This is a genomic window from Tissierella praeacuta (assembly GCF_040396155.1).
In the GTDB taxonomy this organism is placed as follows: domain Bacteria; phylum Bacillota; class Clostridia; order Tissierellales; family Tissierellaceae; genus Tissierella; species Tissierella praeacuta_A.
In genome coordinates, this window is the sequence record NZ_JBEBOY010000049.1 from 1 (window position 1) to 17,166 (window position 17,166).

The window sequence follows — 17,166 nt, forward strand, 5'->3', positions numbered from 1 at the left end:
TATATTCTTTTCTTTTATTTAAAAATTTGTTCTTGACATATTACCAGATTGCTTTTAATATCAGAAATTAATTATATTCTCTCTATAATCCTTTTGCAAGTCTTTTTCTAGAAATTCTAAGAATTTAACTATTAAAGTGGAGGCTTCTGCCTTTGTTAACTGTTGGTTTGGGTTTATTCTATTCATAGCATCACCTTCTACTATATGCATTTCCCTAGCCATATATATACTATCCCTAGACCAAGATGGAATATTTCTATCATCAGAAAAAGACGTCATATATCCTGGATTTGGTGCTCTGTTTTCAAACCCCAATGCACGAACTAAAACAGTTATGGCTTCAGCTCTTGTAAGAGATTTATTTGGTTCAAATAGTTTCTTAGATGTTCCTGTGATTATTTTTTTATCTACTCCCGCCTTTACATATTGATAATCTGGGTGTGCAATATCTATATCAGTAAAGTATGATATCTCAGGAGGTATATTTTTTTTCCTGCGACTACTGCTTTTTTTGGTTTCTAATATTGATGTTCTAATATCACATGCCCTCATTATTGCCTTAGTAAACTGCAGCCTATTCATTGGTGTATTAGGACCAAATATATCACTATTACCTTCAAATACATCAAGAGAATATAATTTCTTTATATTTTCCTCAGCCCAGTGTCCATTTACATCTCTAAATTTTGGTACAATAAGTCTTTCTAGTTTTGGTACCATATCTTGATTTAAAGATATACTGCCATTTGCCTTAGGAAGTTTATAATCATATTTCGACACTACAGATTGATTGGTTATTCTAATATGCCCTCCATGAAAACTAGAAAAATTCGCATCGTTTTCTGAGTATCTAAGGGACTTAGTCATACTATCAGACACTTGATGGCTATATGAACCTTGCCAGGAACTTCCTTTTTTATCTTCATCTGGCTTCATATCTACTGTTATCATATGATTTATTATCTGTGTTTCTGTGCTTCCCCAGAAATTTTCATATCCTACATTGCCGCCAGTAATGTCTATTATGACAGTTCCCTTGGTTTTATTATATTCGTAGTATTTTCTCCCTTTTATATTACCAGAGTAAAAATCTGAAGCAGCCCTTTCATCAATTATATCAGACTTTGAAAATTGATAATCCACTAAAGTATAAGTATCTTTACCAAATTTTATAGTTTCTTTATATTTATCTACTGTAGTTTCTCCTACTGTCTGTCCTACATTTGTATGTTTAGATAAATTAGTTCCATAGGTTATTGTTCTATCTAATTTTCCCTCTAAACTTGTATCCTCACTCTTTAATGTAAATTTATAGGTTATATTTTCTTCATCATCCTTTAATTTCTCTGATACACTATATGTTCCTATAAATTTTATAGGTTTCCCTGTTATAAAGACTATTTCTTCATATTGATGTTCATTTTGTACACCACCTACATATTCTAGAGGCGTAGCAAAAGATTGATTTGGTACTAATATTGCTATGATTAATAATGTTAAAAGAATTTTATTTTTCATGATACACCTCATTTAATGATAATTACTTTAGCCATACTACTATCTCTTACAAGATACAATCTATCTCCTACTTTAATATCTTCAACATTAACCTTTACTCCATCTTTTATAAGCATTGCTTCTTTTAAATATAAATTTAATGAAGCATTGGCTGCCATCCACTCTTCATTCCTTGAACTCCAGTTTTTAACATCCTTTAGTCTAACTGCCCATCCCATTGAACTATCAAGTACTGGACTAGCTTCCACTACACCTATGGTTGTTCTTTGACCTGATAGAGAATCTAAGGACTGTTTCACAAATGCCACTGAAACTCTATCTCCATCAGTATATATATAGCCATACCAATCTCTTGGCTTCCTATTTCTCGTATTATCTTCATCTACAGAGAAATTAGCTGAGAAAAATTCTTTAGGAGATACTGCTTTTTTGTTTTCCATATCATATATAAAGGTATCATTATCATAAAATAATTCTTTTTCTTCTCTAAAGGACTCCCACTCATTTTTATCTAATAAGAAGAAATTCTTTAGATATAACTTATTTTGTAATATAGTGTTTAGCCTTCCAACATAGATATGGTCTTGTCCAATATTAGAGTTATTTATATCTTCATTATATACATATATAACATCAGCTGAAAGCTCACTACCTCTACCATCTGCTATAATTAAACCATCAGATTCAGGATTTAGATTATAATTGTCTACTAATCTGCCACTTTTTATAATCATTGTTCCATCGTGGAATTTTATATTTTTATTGTTTCCTAACTCTAATTGTGAACCGTATTGAGTAACTGTCTTTATCTTATCAGAAAAAACAGTTTCATATTGAGATTTTACTACCATTTTTTCTATCTTTTCCTTACCAAAATAATCTTTCATTGCCATATAAACTGTTTTACCTTTATAGTATTTCAGATTTTTGTAATTAATTTTTTGTCCTCCTACATATAAAGGCAGGTCTGAATTATAAGGAAGTCTTAAATTCTTATCAAGGCTTTTCCAACTACCATTTCTAAACACATCTACTTCTTCAAGAGCTATTACATCCTCTAATTCATCTACTACTGTAATCTTTCCTCTATATAAATCTTTAATTAAAATAGAACTTCCTTCTATTTCTAATCTGCTAATATATGATGTATCCATTTCATCAAAGTATAGTTTAACTCTATCGCCAATATATAGAGAGTTAGCATTGGTATTTTGTTTATTTTTAGTAATTACTGTGGCAGGAGAAGTAAAATATACTTCCTCCTTGCCTGTTGGTAGTTGTATTTGGATTTGATCTCTGTCAACTCTTTTGATTACTCCCACTCTTACTTTCTCCCCAGGTTGTATATATCCAGGTATATCAACAGAATATGCATCCATGTATTTCACACTTCTGCCTTGTAATTCAATATATACTTCCATTCCCTTTTTAAAATCAGTAATATTTACGGCACGACCATCTATCTCTAGAGCTACATCTTTAACCATAGGTAATTTATAGATATCTCCTCCATATTCTTCTATGACTATATTATTTTTATTATATTCTATAAAATACCCTTCTACAATCCCTTGTTGAAATATATTTTTTGCACTTACTCCATTAACAGTAGCAAAGCTTCCAATTATCAGCATCATTAATACAACAGATATTATTTTTTTCATATTATCTCCTACTTCCTATTACAGTATATAATCCAAGCCTATTAGGATAATTAATTGGCATCCATACTTTAGCATTATCATCATATCTAACTGTTTGAATTCTATTTGACCTACGAGCTTGTGCTTTTTGCATATCATAATCCAATGTAAATCCTATATTTCCATTTAAATAATCTATTTTTGCTGTATCTTTTCCTACATAAGTATTTGCTTCTAGTAAATATAACTCTCCTAATACTGAATCTCCTGATTTTATATCTACATTTCCTTTATAGGTAAATACCTTAAATACCACCCCTGCATCGGAATTTCTTTTATTACTTTCTATAGTAGAATTCTTAAATATATTTGGACTAAATTCCATTGTATAGTCTTTTCCTAGAATCTTTATATTTCCAAAAGAATTTACTACAATCTCAGCAGGAATTCTAATTGTTATATCTTTTACTCCTGCAAGATTTCCTCTAGTTAAATCTATTGTCATTCCTTTACTAGTAAAATCTTCAGAACCTATGATAATGTCTGCTACAGTACCATTTCTGTTTATTACTGTATTTTCTCCCGGGCTGCCATCTTCATCTTCAGGTCCTACTCCTCTGCCTGTAGTGACATAATTACTTTTTGATTCGTCTATTGGTTTTGATGTACCGTATTTTCCTATTGCCCGTACTAAAAATTGATACTCTGTTCGAGATTTTATATTTTGTACCACATAGGATGTTAACTCTGTTGTGCCTATGAACTCAAATTTTCCGCCATCTTCGCTCATGTATATCTCATATTCAAAGGCATCTTTTACAGCTGACCAATGAACTTTGATGAACTGATCAAATACTACTTCTGCTTCTACATTAAGTGGTGCATCTATTTCTGGTGTTCCATATCCTATATTATATACATTTGATGCTCCCTTATCTGGATTGATAACTATTATACCTTTATCGTCTAATTTTCCCGGAGGAGTTATTACAGTAATAGTTTGTCCATTAATTACCTCAACTTCTATACCCTCCGTTCCAGATTCAAGTATATATTCTTTTGTATCTATTGTAATTCTTTCTCCTGCTCCTTGGGTTTTATCATCTACTAATTTTAATACTGGATTAAATACTACTTTTGCGCCTTGCATAAAGTCACTACCTATTATCTTTACCTTTTCTCCACCTTCTACAGATAGAGTCTCTATTACCTTTTTATTATTTTCAGGATCAACAACTGATACTATTTTAGGATTACTTACATAGGTAAATCCATTTTGTAGTTCTGCTATATTTCCATCTGGGTTTTCAACCTTTACAGTTGCTGGCCCCGCTGTATATGGTGGAGTTTTTACTATGATTTTATCATAGGTAATAGATATTATATTCTCTTGTGGCACCTGTACTTGTTTGGAGCCATCTCCAAAATATACTTTAAGTTTACCATCTGGGAAACCATCTATTTTCTCTCTAAAGTCTTTACCCTCTATGGTTACTGTAGTCCCCCCTGCTGTAGGTCCGAAATTTGGTGTTATCTTTGTAATAGTTAATCCTGTACTTTCTGGAGATATGAACTTAATGAAAATAGGCTCTGAGTTAGCAACTCCACCATCTTCATTTTCTACTACTACTCTATTGTATGTTCCAATATATTTCTTATCTACTGCTGGCATTTTAAATATTAGCCTATTGGATATTGATTGGTCCTCTGGTTGATATTCTATTTCAGCATTTATAGATATCTCTCCAATTTGAATTTTAACTGGCTTTCTAAAATCCGTACCTATTATTTCTAAGGTGTTTCCACCTAAATAATTTACTTCAACTATTGTTCTTCCATCATCCACTTTGTATCCTTCCTGTCCATCTCTAAGAATATTAGTTATCTTAGGATTACTATCTGGATTTTTATAGTTAAACTTTCCTGTAGCAATTCCATTATCTGGATTTATTAACTGAACCTGAACATCTCCTATTGTATAATAGGATGGTGTAACTGCATTTACATGTCCTTGATTTAACACAGTAGCTTTTGGTGAAAATCCTCTATCCACTCTTACTCTAAAGGTATTACTTGCCCCTTCAATCTTTTCTAATCTAATTCGAACAAGTTCGTTTCCTTTATAGTTTTCACCTTTATCATTTTTTAATAAATTTAAAGGGATGAATACTTCTTGATCATTATATGGAATATCTTCTCCCGTATATTTTATATTATTGTCTGTTAGAGTCATACTAAGTTTTACATCATCACCTGAAGCGTCATACTTTAACTCTAATTGTCCTGCTTTAGCTTGAGCAACTTTATCTCTTATTCTACCTGAATTCGGGTTATCTAAGGTTAAGTTAACGTTAGTCATATTTTCGTCATTTGGATTACCAAATTGAATCTGTACCATTTCTTTTAGTTGAGGTAATGAATTTAAATCATTATATACTGATATATCCCCTTTAATAAATCCTTCTCCTAATATTTCTAATTTATCTCCACCTTGTTTTTTACCTGTATTAGGTGTAATGGAGTTAATCTTAGGATTAGATGCTTCATAGGTAAATGTTAATTTATTGGATACTCCATAATCATTATTTACTAAATATACCTCAACTGGTCCTTTAACTCCCTTTGGCACTTCTACATCAATAGTTGAAGCTGTGAAACTTTTTATAGTTGCTATCTTGCCCCCAAAATATACTGTTGGTAAAATAGGAAGAATATTGTTATCCCAATCATCTTTTAAATCATCAAACACATCTTTCTTCCTTAAATCATCCCATTTTTTATTTCCATTCTTATCTGTAAAAGTTTCACCATCATTCCAAATCCCATCGTTGTTAGCATCTCTAAATGGCTCAAAATATCTAAAATCACGTCCCTCTATAGTGACTATATCTCCACCTGCTGCAGAGCCTTTGTTGAGAATCAATTTAGTTATTTGAGGATGTGATATTGGAATTATATATGCAAATCCATTTATTCTTCTATCAGAGCCTCCATCAGGGTTTATTACTACAACATTAACATATTTCCTATCCATATCCGTTTCGTTGGATAAGTCTCCAGGATATTTAGGTACTTTTACTTTCATTGTTTTTCCATCTGGTGATACTTCTATATCCTGTGATGGCACTACTATCCCACCTATGATTACAGAAGTTTTTTGGTCTGGTGTACCTCTATCTACAAAATTTTCACCATCGATAAATATATCATACTGCCCCTCTGTGGATCCTTCTGATGGTTCGATATCCTTTATCTTTGGTGGCTCTTCTCCCGGTTGGAAGAAGTAGTAGAATCCTGCATTTCCTTTTCTCTCATCTTTTTTTGTATCTGGATTTACTATGGCTATATCATAATACCCTTCCCTTGGTTGAGGAGGCACTTCAAAATATAATTCATTTCCATTTGTTACTTTTACTCTATTTCCTGTAATGGTATCTACTCCATTAATTGCCTCTGTAGAATAAGGTGTTTTTATAGTTAATGTTTTTCCATCAAGTTCTACTTCAGTAATAGCTAATATTTTCCCATCAAGTTCTATCTGTTTATTTTTTACCGTTATACCTTGTTCTGAATCCCCACCTTTTTTACCAAATAATTTATCTTCTTTTGCTATTATCTCATATACATCCTTGTCCCCATCTGTTAAATAGTATTTTCCTGAAATTGTATCAAAATATATTTTATAATATGTGCCATTATCTTCTAGAATAATACTATGATAATAGTCTGATGGTATTATAGTATTGTCTCTTGCTGATATTAATGGTTTATCAGCTGGTATTTCATATGGTTCTAATGTGTTGTTTGTTGTATATGTGTTAATATCCTTACCACCTATAAATACCCTTGTTCCTACTAATTTCATAAACCCTATACCATCTAATTCCTTTACTAACGGATTTGGTGGAACTAAGTTTTGCCCTTTTAAATCAACTAATGTATTTGCTGTACCTTTCTTAGGATTGAAATCTATTATTTTAGGGTCTGTATATGTCTTTACATATAATAACTTATCGTAAGTTGCCAATGCACCATCGTCATTTTGTACTATAAGCTGTACATAACCTTCAGGTTTAGGTGGGGCATCAAAGGTTATTTGAGTACCTGTACCATTTCTTTTGGCTGATGTTATTTTCTCTCCATCCATATATAGAGTAAACTTCTCAGCAAAATTTTGCCCTGAAATAATTATACCCTTTTCTCCAGATGTAGTTATGGTATCTGGAGTTACGTTGGTAATAAATGGTGTCTTATCAGAGGTAACTTTAATAAACTTAATTTCACCATCCCCACTAAGCCCTAAATGCTTGTTTGGATCATCATCTTCTATATCCTGATTATTTTTTATAGGATTGGTCACTATCAATCTGCTAATTATATCAATAATATTAGGATCTATAGCTTCACCCTTAGGCACTGTTACAAGTATTTTATTCCCTAAATCATTTCCTACTGTACCATCTATTTCAACTCCACTTTTATTAAAAATCTTCATATCCGTTACTGGAATTCTTTTAGGATTACCTACTTTATCCTCACTTATATTAGGATCTAAAATTATCTGACCCCCTAAATCAATAACTGGCTGTTTTACTTTTACTTCGCCTTTATCATTTGTATATCTATATTTTAAGAAATTCTCACCAACTATAGATATCTTAAAACTATCTGCTATGTTATTATTTGCATCTACAGGTATTATATCTGGAATGATACTAGTTATTCTAGGTTTATAATTTATCGGTTGAAATATAAATTTATTCTTCCATGTGCCTTCTTCTCTTATTACTAACTTCTTTTCGCCATTTTCCTCATAATAAATTGTTGTTGTTACATCAACCTTTACGGGTTTAGCAGGGTCCTCGCCATCCTGTAAGTTTATGGAAGACACCTTAATATTTAATTTGTCCATATCCTTAGTAAAAACTGAGCCTTCCCTAAATGTTGCCTTATTTCCTATGAAAACTGTTATTTCTCTTTCTATTTTAGTAACATCTACCCCTTCTTTTCCTCCTATAAGCTTGTATCTACCTATTGACTCGCCTACATTCTTGGGATTATAATCAACTTTTAAGATATTTGATGCAGGATCTATTTTTGCCATTTCAAATTTACTATTATCATTTGGAGTAAATACATTTGGGCTTAAAGTTCCTATATATCTTCCTTGTATTATAGCATCTACTCCAGTTTCTGGTCCTCTTGGTGGTTCTACATCAGTTACGGAAATAGTATCCCTATTGTCGATAACAGTAAATATATTATCACTGAAAAGCTTTCTGCTTATAATTTTTCCTTCTAAATCACTTTCACCATTTACATCATTGGTTAGAACTACATAATATCTACCTTGCTCTAGTTTTGGTGGTACTCTTAGGGTATAAACATCTATGGTTTTATCTTTATCTTTGCTTTCATCATCTTCTACTTTACCATAAGATACAAATATTCCCCTATTATCAACTGTGTAGGGATCACTTCCATCAATATCCTTTAGAAAGAAAGCACTCATTTGCTTAGTTAACTCTTTACCTTTTATTTTAACTTCAGTACCAGCTGGTCCTTGATTTGGAACCATGGTAATATCATCACTAATACCTAGTTCACCATATACTGTAAATAGATTAGGATAATTATCTTCTATAATTAGATTTCCTTCAGCTCGTTTAAATTCTAATCTATAAGGACCACCTACGGTATTCGGCAAAAAGCCTTTTATTAACTTTTCTATCTTCTCTCCATTCTCCCCTTCTTCTTCCCTAAATCCTATATTAGAATTATCTAGTCCAGATCCGCTAATGAATCTTATTTCAACAGCTTTATCTTTAAATCCATTACCATTGATAGTTAGTTTCCCTGCATTACTAACCATCCTATTGAGTGGTTCTATACTGGTAATAATAGGCATCTGTATTGAATTAATATCATAATCATTCTCATTTACCGATACTCTTGATATTCCTTTAGGGTTCTCTATCTTATAATGCAATTTATAATCATTTTCTACTATAGTAGAAAGAGCACTAGGATTTCCTATCTCATCTCTTACAATTACAGGGTTTTTCCCTAGCTTACTTAAGTTAGTACCATTTACTTCGATAAACATTACTCCAACTTGATTTATGTCTTTATATGTTCTAGTAACAGTTACATTCTTTACTACTGCTGGATCATCATCTGCTGCAAAGGCTACTAAATCCCCCATTGGAAGTCCTGATATAACTATCATAACTGCTAAAAATATTGATATAATTTTTTTCACACTATCACCCCTTATTCTACTATTACAAAAATACCTGGTTTACTGCTCATACCTCTTACTTTTCCATTTATTAAATCTATTACATATGGAATATCTTCAAACCTTCTATTTGATTCATCATATCTTAAAATCCTTAATCTGCTGCCATCAGAATTAAAATATGGTATCTCAATTGTTAGATTAGTGAAGTCAAAATTAGCTCCTGACACTTCTATAAAGTTTGATTTTATACTTCTTCCTACTAATTTCTTCCTTAATATATCTGACATACTTGGTTCAACTCTGCCCGCTCTAAGCTCTATATATTTCTCATCGTAATAGTTATTAAGTTTTAGACCTCTTATATTGGCATTTGCCCATTTGGATTTAAGTTCAAGTTCCCATAGAATATCACTCCAGGATATTGGATATTCTATACTTCTTACCCAGGTTTCAGAACCCATTAATTCATCTAAATCTATTTCCACATAACTCCTATCTGTATATTTAGAACTTAATTCTACTACATCCTTACTTGTCCCTATTGTTTCCTTTACAAGACCAATGGACCTATCTTCTTTCACTCTATATTCTTCATTAGGAACATAATCACCTTCCTTGACTACAGAAAATACTCCATAAACAATTTCAGTTTCATAAGAATCTCCATTATTTATTATTATATCATAGACTCCTACTGGCAGCCTTCTATCTCTTGGTAAATATACATATATTGTACTATTGTTATTTCTAATATCTATACGTGAAGAACTATAATATTTTCCATTCATGTTTCTAAATTCTACAGATGTATTTCCGTGAAACATTGCCCCATCTATTACTATTGGATAGTTCCAATCATAGAATTCTGGTACTGAGCCTTCATATAGTCTTTCTGCCTTGGGAAAATAATTTGTATTAAATGTCCATCTATAAGATCTATTTTTCTCAGTCTCTATATCTGAATATTCTACAACAGAATTCTCAGGTATAAATACTTCATATCTTTGGCCATCATCTAGTTTATCAACTAATGGTATATAAATACTAAATCTATTCGTTGAATGTTGACTTATTGATAGTTCTCTTTTATATACCAGATGTTTATTTTCATCTACCAAATTAGTTTTATCTCCTATTACATTGACTTGGATTCTATGATTTATAGTATTTATTATCTTTAATGTGCTACCTATATCCTCAAAAACCACTTTTATATAATGCCCTTCTTCATCTGGATTGGTAAATTTGTTATATAATAGCTCTGGCTCAAAATACCTCTCTCCATTTCTAGGAGTTGTATCCATTACCTTAGGTCTATCTTTTACTATAAATCGTTGATCTATTTTATGAGTTGATGTAGATTGTCCCCTTTCAAAATCTATATAGATGTCATAGACCCCTGCATTGGTTTTAAATAGTTCATATTCTTCGCCATCAATTTTTGCAAACTCAGACTTTGTGCTACCTTTTATAACGCCTGTTATTTTTGTTACGTCATGGAATTTTAAATCGCCTTTAGGTATTGTAATTGTCTTATTGTCAGTTTCTCTTACAAATCTTAATTGCTTAATATCTTCAGCAAAATTATATCCTATAATACTAAACTCTATATTATCTTTGTCTGGTGTAAAATCCGTAATTAAAAGTGGTCTATCTATAGGGCTATTGGCTATTTCAAACTTATATATTCCCCTGTCTATAATATTCGCTCCTTCACCCCTTGTAGTAAAAGTATAATTAATTACACCACTATTACCTTCTTGGCTCAAGAAAAATCCATTTGGTATATAAATATTGTAATAGCTATGTTCTTTAAGAATAAATGGCTTTAAATGAGTAGGATTTGATTGTTCTTCTTTTACCTTAATCTCTATCCTATTCAGATCACTATTATAGTCTATGGTATACTTAAAATTACCGTTTGAATCAATAGGATTTTCTTCTTCTCCATTAACAATAATCTTTACCGCTTTATGTAGGTTTTTTAAATCAAATTTATTATTGTCGACTTTATAACCAGATTCATGTTCTATATATATGTACAATACATCATAATCTATATCCTTATCTCCTTGAAGTATAGTTTGTTTATTTGTATATACTTTTGTTATTATACTTTTATCTGTCCCTGAAGCATAGGTAATTCCCTGAGGCAACATGCTAAGTATTAAATTTATTGCTAAAAACATATAAAATATCCTTTTTTTCATGAAATAAGATCCCTCCCAAAATATAATTCTAAATATATCTATCGGCAAAATGATCCAAAATCTTTAGAGAAACACAATAAGTAACAAAAATAGTGAAAGCACTATTTTTGTTACTTATCTCTTTTTATGCAATATATTTTCTCCATTATCTACATAAACTGGCAACCCCTTTTCCTTTAATATCTTCGTTAAATCCGTCTTTGCTCTTTCTTTATTGAGAATTACTCCTACATGGGGATGCATTGTAACAAAGTCCAATATTTCTTCATCTGTATAATTTTCTTTTATTGGATTTAATATTACTTTATTGAACCCTCTATATGTGACAGTTAGATATTGGCGGAAGTTTTTTATTTCTACTATACATCTATCTATAAGAACAGGATAGTTTTTAAATGCCTTTACAAAAACTTCATTCTCTGCTTCTCCATGACGAAGAATTACATATACATCTTTGTGTTTTTCCATCCATTGTATAAGATCTTCTATTGTCATTTGAGTCTTATTTTCTTTCATATTTAATTCTTTAAATTCTTTTAAAGTTAACCTTTTATCCTTTGGGTTTTCAAAGAGATTATTATAATACCAGTACCAGTCCTTCAAAAGAATTATTCCATCATCTACAGTTAATTCTATATCTACAGCCAATACTCTATATCCTTTGTCATAAGCCCTATCTAGTTCTTCTAATGAATTATAATAAAAGGATGCTATTTTTTTCTTTTTTAATATATTTGGTTCTGTTAGAATGCTTAAATCTATTTCACCATTGTTATCTATATAATACTTTAGTAAATCCTTTTTTAGAATGAAATCCGATTTATTGATTTCCTTTATAATTGTATCATACATTGAACGAAATCTAGTTTTATCTATTTCATCCCTTGTATTTAAATCATATACTTTACTATGGTCAAATAGTCCATCTCTTGCCATTACAAACATTTCATCTTTTCCTATAAATGAACCTTTTAACAAATAAGTCTGTGGAAATACATAGTTTTCCTCCTTGCAATTTGTTAAATCCTTACCCATCATTAGTCCTTTTTCATTTTTATATCCCATTATATTTAATATAGTAGGATAAAAGTCCATAGGACTTCCTACGGTGGAAATAGTTTCATTTATATCCTGTCCTGGTACATGAATTATAAGGGGTATATTCATCATAGTGTCATAATCATATTTATATCCTAATAGCTCTGTCATCATATTATCTGTTTCTTTTTCTCCGCTTTGTATTGCAAAATGATCCCCATATACTGCTATTACAGTATCATCATATAAGCCTTCTTTTTTTAATTCTTCAATAAACTTACCTATTTCCTTATCTACATAATGTATGGATTGTAAATAATCACCTAATATAGTACCTTCATGTTCTGGTTTAATTTTTAGCATACGATATTCCTGTGGAATATTAAATGGTGAATGGGATGTAAGGGTTATAATAAATGCATAAAATGGATTATCATCTACACTGTCTAATTCCTTTAAATATCCAATATTTTGCTTAAAGAAATCCTCATCCCTTATACCAAAACCAATTATTTCATCAAAATCATAGTCTTCTTCAGAGATAAATCTTTGAAATCCCTGATTTACATAGGCCTTTTCCCTATTCCAAAATTCTTTTTTATATCCATGCATTGCCCAAACAGTATATCCATTATCTCTAAGCAACCAAGGAATACCATAGAATCTATTGCTCTCATATTGAATATAACTAGGTTCTTCCAATGATGGATGAAGAGAGTTATGGCTTACAAATTCTGCATCAGAAGTATTGCCTCTACCTATTAATTGGTAATATTTATTATAATATAGGGAGGACTTGTCCTTTATTAATTTATTTAAATTTGGTGTAATTTCTTGATTATTGTAATTTAGATTAATTACGAAATTCTGTAAGGCTTCCACCTGTAATACTATAAGATTTTTATCTTTACCTATTCCTGTTAGTTTACCATCTTTTAAATCAGTCCTATTCTTTATCTCTTCTAAATCTTTTATTGTGAAATCAATATTCTTTTGTTTTTTATTTATATTCTTAGCTATATCTGATATATGAAAAAAGTATAATTCTTGTGCCATTAATGCTTGTATCTGTCCAATTGTATTTCCATAAATTATTGCAAATGCCATTATTGTAAGAATAATATGAGTACCAATTGGAGATATCTCCCTTTTATTTTTTATATTAATTTTCTTAGAATATAATGATAGGAATATTAATATAGGTATATCTAATATCATCAATAGATTTTTTATATTTACTAAACTTTTAATATTATCTCCAACTGCCGTAAGCTGTTTAGCTTGTCCTAACATGGCAATAGAAGGTAATGCGTGGAATTGAGAATAATAAACTGCATCTACAAACATTATAAAGGATATTAGCCCATAAAATAAAATAATGATTGTAGATTTATATTTCAATCTTGTTTGCTTAATCAAAGATATAAATCCTATTGTAATCATTGATGTGATAATTAATATTAGAATTCTATTAAATTCAATATTAGTGATATTCATGAATAATATGGTTTTTAATATAAATAAGATTGAAATCATTTTTTCCTCCTAATTATGTCAATAGGTTCTCCATTCTCTTTTAGAATAGAAAACCTATATTAATTTCTCCGTTGAACTTTTATCTTGCTGCCTTTAACAAGGCGACATCATATGCATTCTTAGCCGCAATTATTTCCATAGTATTTAAATCATGACGAAGTTCCTTTACTTCATCATATACCGCTTGAATTTTTTCTCTTAATTCCTCAGGAACAAGTTCAAGCTCCTCTTTAGTTGCCATGATAGCCTTTAATTCTTCTAACTCTATCTTTGTTGCCATAGGAAAACTTACTCCTTCAACTTCTTCCTTTAATTCTGGCTTTATTCCTTTAATCTCTTCTTTCAGTTCAGTCCTTAATCCTTGAATCTTATCTTTTAAGTCTATCCTTAATTTATGGATTTCTTCTTTCAGTTCTGTCTTTACATTTAGCACTTCAACATAGAGCTTTTCTAGTAAATCATAAACTTTTTCATCCATTTAGATTCTCCTCTCCGTTTATCCTTAAATAGATTATATCATTTATGTATCACTTTATACAATTAAAAAAATCAGGCTTTTATTTCCAACATAATGGAAATAAAAGCCTGAGCTTTATCTTTACTTAATTATACTAATTTTCTATTTACCATTTCTGTAACTACAAAGGTAGCCACGTCTTCTGCAAAAGAACCTGTGCCAAATCCTGCATCATAACCTAATTCTTTAGCTAATTCGTGACTAATTCTTGGTCCTCCGCAAGTAAGTACTACTTTATCTCTAATGCCTTCTGCTTCTAATAATTCAACTAATTGTGTCATATTTGGTATGTGTACATCTTTCTGTGTTACTACTTGTGATACTAAAATTGCATCTGCGTTTAATTCTATTGCTTTAGCTACTAATTCTTCATTTGGCACTTGAGACCCTAGATTATATGCATCTACTCCTTCGTATCTTTCAAGTCCATAATGTCCTGCATAGCCTTTCATGTTCATTATAGCATCTATACCTACTGTATGAGCATCTGTACCTGTACAAGCTCCTACTATAACTACTTTCCTCTTTATATTATCTTTAATATACTCTTCTACTTCCTCTTTAGACAATACATCTACATCTACTTTAGGTACTTCTATTTTAGTGAAATCTACTGTATGTGTACATTTACCATATACTACAAAATAGGTATAACCTACTCCCAAATCCTTTGAATATACTACTGCTGGCTCATCAAATCCCATTTTTCTAGCTAATTGACGCGCTGCCTCTACTGCTTCATCTCCTGCTGGTACTGGAAGTGAAAAACCTAGCTGCACCATTCCATCATTCATTGTATCTCCATATGGTTTTACACGTGTTAAATCTACCTTTGCAATTTCTACCATTATCTGTCACCTCCAAGCATCAATTCAATAAATGGATTAAAATACCCTGAGTCTTTCTTAGCTACTCCATCTAATCCCTTGCCACCTGTACGTGATCTCTTTACTCCACCAAATTTACCTTGCTCTATAGTTTGGAATAATCCTTCTTTTTCTATTTGAGTTAGAAGTTCTTCTGCATTTTTAAGCACTTCTTGTGCCCTTCGTTGAATTATACCATCCTCTTTAAATTCTATTTCATCTCCAAGATCCCTTGCATTATTAAATATATATTGAGCATTTTCAATGGATAAATATCTATCATGTAAATGAGGTGTATGAATTGCCTCTGTCAGCATACCTAATAGTTGAATTCCTTGATTGGTCATAATAGATACCATATTGAATAATGCGTTTTGTACATGTCCTTTAAATATATTTCCTGTCATGAATTTTGTTGGGGGCATGTATTTTAATGGTGCCTTAGGGAATATTTCCCTTGCCATCTGTGCTTGTGATAACTCAAGCAAGAATCCATTCTCAACTGATGGATCCATTTCAAATGCATGTCCAAGACCCATTTGTTCCTCTGGCAAACCTGCTTTAATTGCAAACTGCTCATTAATAAATTGTGATGCTAATACTGTATGGGCAGCTTCTACTGCATCATCTGTAGTTAAGTAATTGTCTTCTCCAGTATTGATGATAATACCTGCATAACCATTGATTATTCTAGAGAAGTATTGATCTACTAAGGTTCTTTGCATATTAATATCTCTAAATAATATTCCATATAATGCGTCATTTAACATCATATCTAATCTTTCACTAGCTCCCATTGCAGCTATTTCTGGCATACAAAGTCCTGAGCAATAGTTACATAATCTTATATATCTGCCTACTTCCTCTCCTACTTCGTCTAATGCTTTTCTCATTAGTCTAAAGTTTTCTTGAGTTGCATAGGTTCCTCCAAATCCTTCTGTTGTTGCTCCATATGGTACATAGTCAAGTAATGATTGTCCTGTAGTTCTAATAACTGCTACAACATCAGCTCCTTGACGAGCTGCTGCTTGAGCCTGAACTATATCTTCATAGATATTTCCTGTAGCTACTATTACATATAGATATGGTTTTTTTCCCTCACCTATTGTATTTAGATATTCATTTCTTCTATCTCTATTTGCTTTAATTTTTGCTACTTTATTTTTTGCCATTTCATAAACTACTTCTTTAATTTTATCTTCATCTTGAGCTGGAATTCTTGTAATATCTATTTCTCCAACTGATATCTTCTCTGCTATTTCTTGAGGTGTAAGTCCTGTACTCACTACTGCATTTCCAATCCAGTATGCAGCCCCTCTTTCTAATCCGCCGCCTTCTTTAATATTATCTATAACTACGTTTGGCAGAGGCTTTTCTATTTCATCTACTCCATCTATTCCTAGAAGCCTCGCTATGGTTCTTTCAGTTGCAGCAGTAGTATGGGCATCTATAAATTTTTGTACTTCTTCCGCTATATTTTTAGCTGCATTTCTTGAGCTTTCTATTAAGTTTTGATCAAGATTTAATTTACTCAAATTTATCACTCCTAGTATAATAATGTCATAGTCAGTAATGACCATGCAGTTAAAACATT

Annotated in this window: 8 protein-coding genes; all 8 read right to left on the minus strand. The window is 31.1% G+C overall.

Translation table 11 applies throughout. The features are described from left to right. Window positions 1-60: 60 nt before the first annotated feature. Window positions 61-1,518 carry an S-layer homology domain-containing protein gene (locus ABWP20_RS16200; protein ID WP_353097210.1) on the minus strand — a complete coding sequence of 486 codons (1,458 nt, stop codon included), beginning with the start codon at window positions 1,516-1,518 and terminating at the stop codon, window positions 61-63. An 8-nt stretch (window positions 1,519-1,526) separates the two neighbouring features. After that, window positions 1,527-3,182 (minus strand): hypothetical protein, encoded by a 1,656-nt coding sequence (locus tag ABWP20_RS16205; RefSeq protein ID WP_353097211.1) that lies wholly within the window; start codon window positions 3,180-3,182, stop codon window positions 1,527-1,529. A 1-nt stretch (window position 3,183) separates the two neighbouring features. Continuing rightward, window positions 3,184-9,423: an IPT/TIG domain-containing protein gene (locus tag ABWP20_RS16210; protein ID WP_353097213.1), complete on the minus strand. Its 6,240-nt coding sequence runs from the start codon at window positions 9,421-9,423 to the stop codon at window positions 3,184-3,186. An 11-nt stretch (window positions 9,424-9,434) separates the two neighbouring features. Then, on the minus strand, window positions 9,435-11,615 hold the full coding sequence (locus ABWP20_RS16215) for a hypothetical protein (RefSeq protein WP_353097214.1): 2,181 nt from the start codon (window positions 11,613-11,615) through the stop codon (window positions 9,435-9,437). Window positions 11,616-11,729: 114 nt separating this feature from the next. Then, complete coding sequence (locus ABWP20_RS16220) at window positions 11,730-14,189, minus strand: sulfatase-like hydrolase/transferase (protein ID WP_353097215.1); 2,460 nt, start codon at window positions 14,187-14,189, stop codon at window positions 11,730-11,732. Window positions 14,190-14,268: 79 nt separating this feature from the next. After that, a complete protein-coding gene (locus ABWP20_RS16225) occupies window positions 14,269-14,667 on the minus strand; it encodes a hypothetical protein (protein ID WP_353097216.1) in 399 nt (132 codons plus the stop codon). Window positions 14,668-14,795: 128 nt separating this feature from the next. Then, window positions 14,796-15,554: a lysine 5,6-aminomutase subunit beta gene (kamE, locus tag ABWP20_RS16230; protein WP_353097217.1), complete on the minus strand. Its 759-nt coding sequence runs from the start codon at window positions 15,552-15,554 to the stop codon at window positions 14,796-14,798. Further along, window positions 15,554-17,166: lysine 5,6-aminomutase subunit alpha (gene kamD, locus ABWP20_RS16235; protein ID WP_353097218.1), on the minus strand; the 1,613-nt coding region annotated here is incomplete at its 5' end. The genes kamE and kamD, both read right to left, overlap by 1 nt.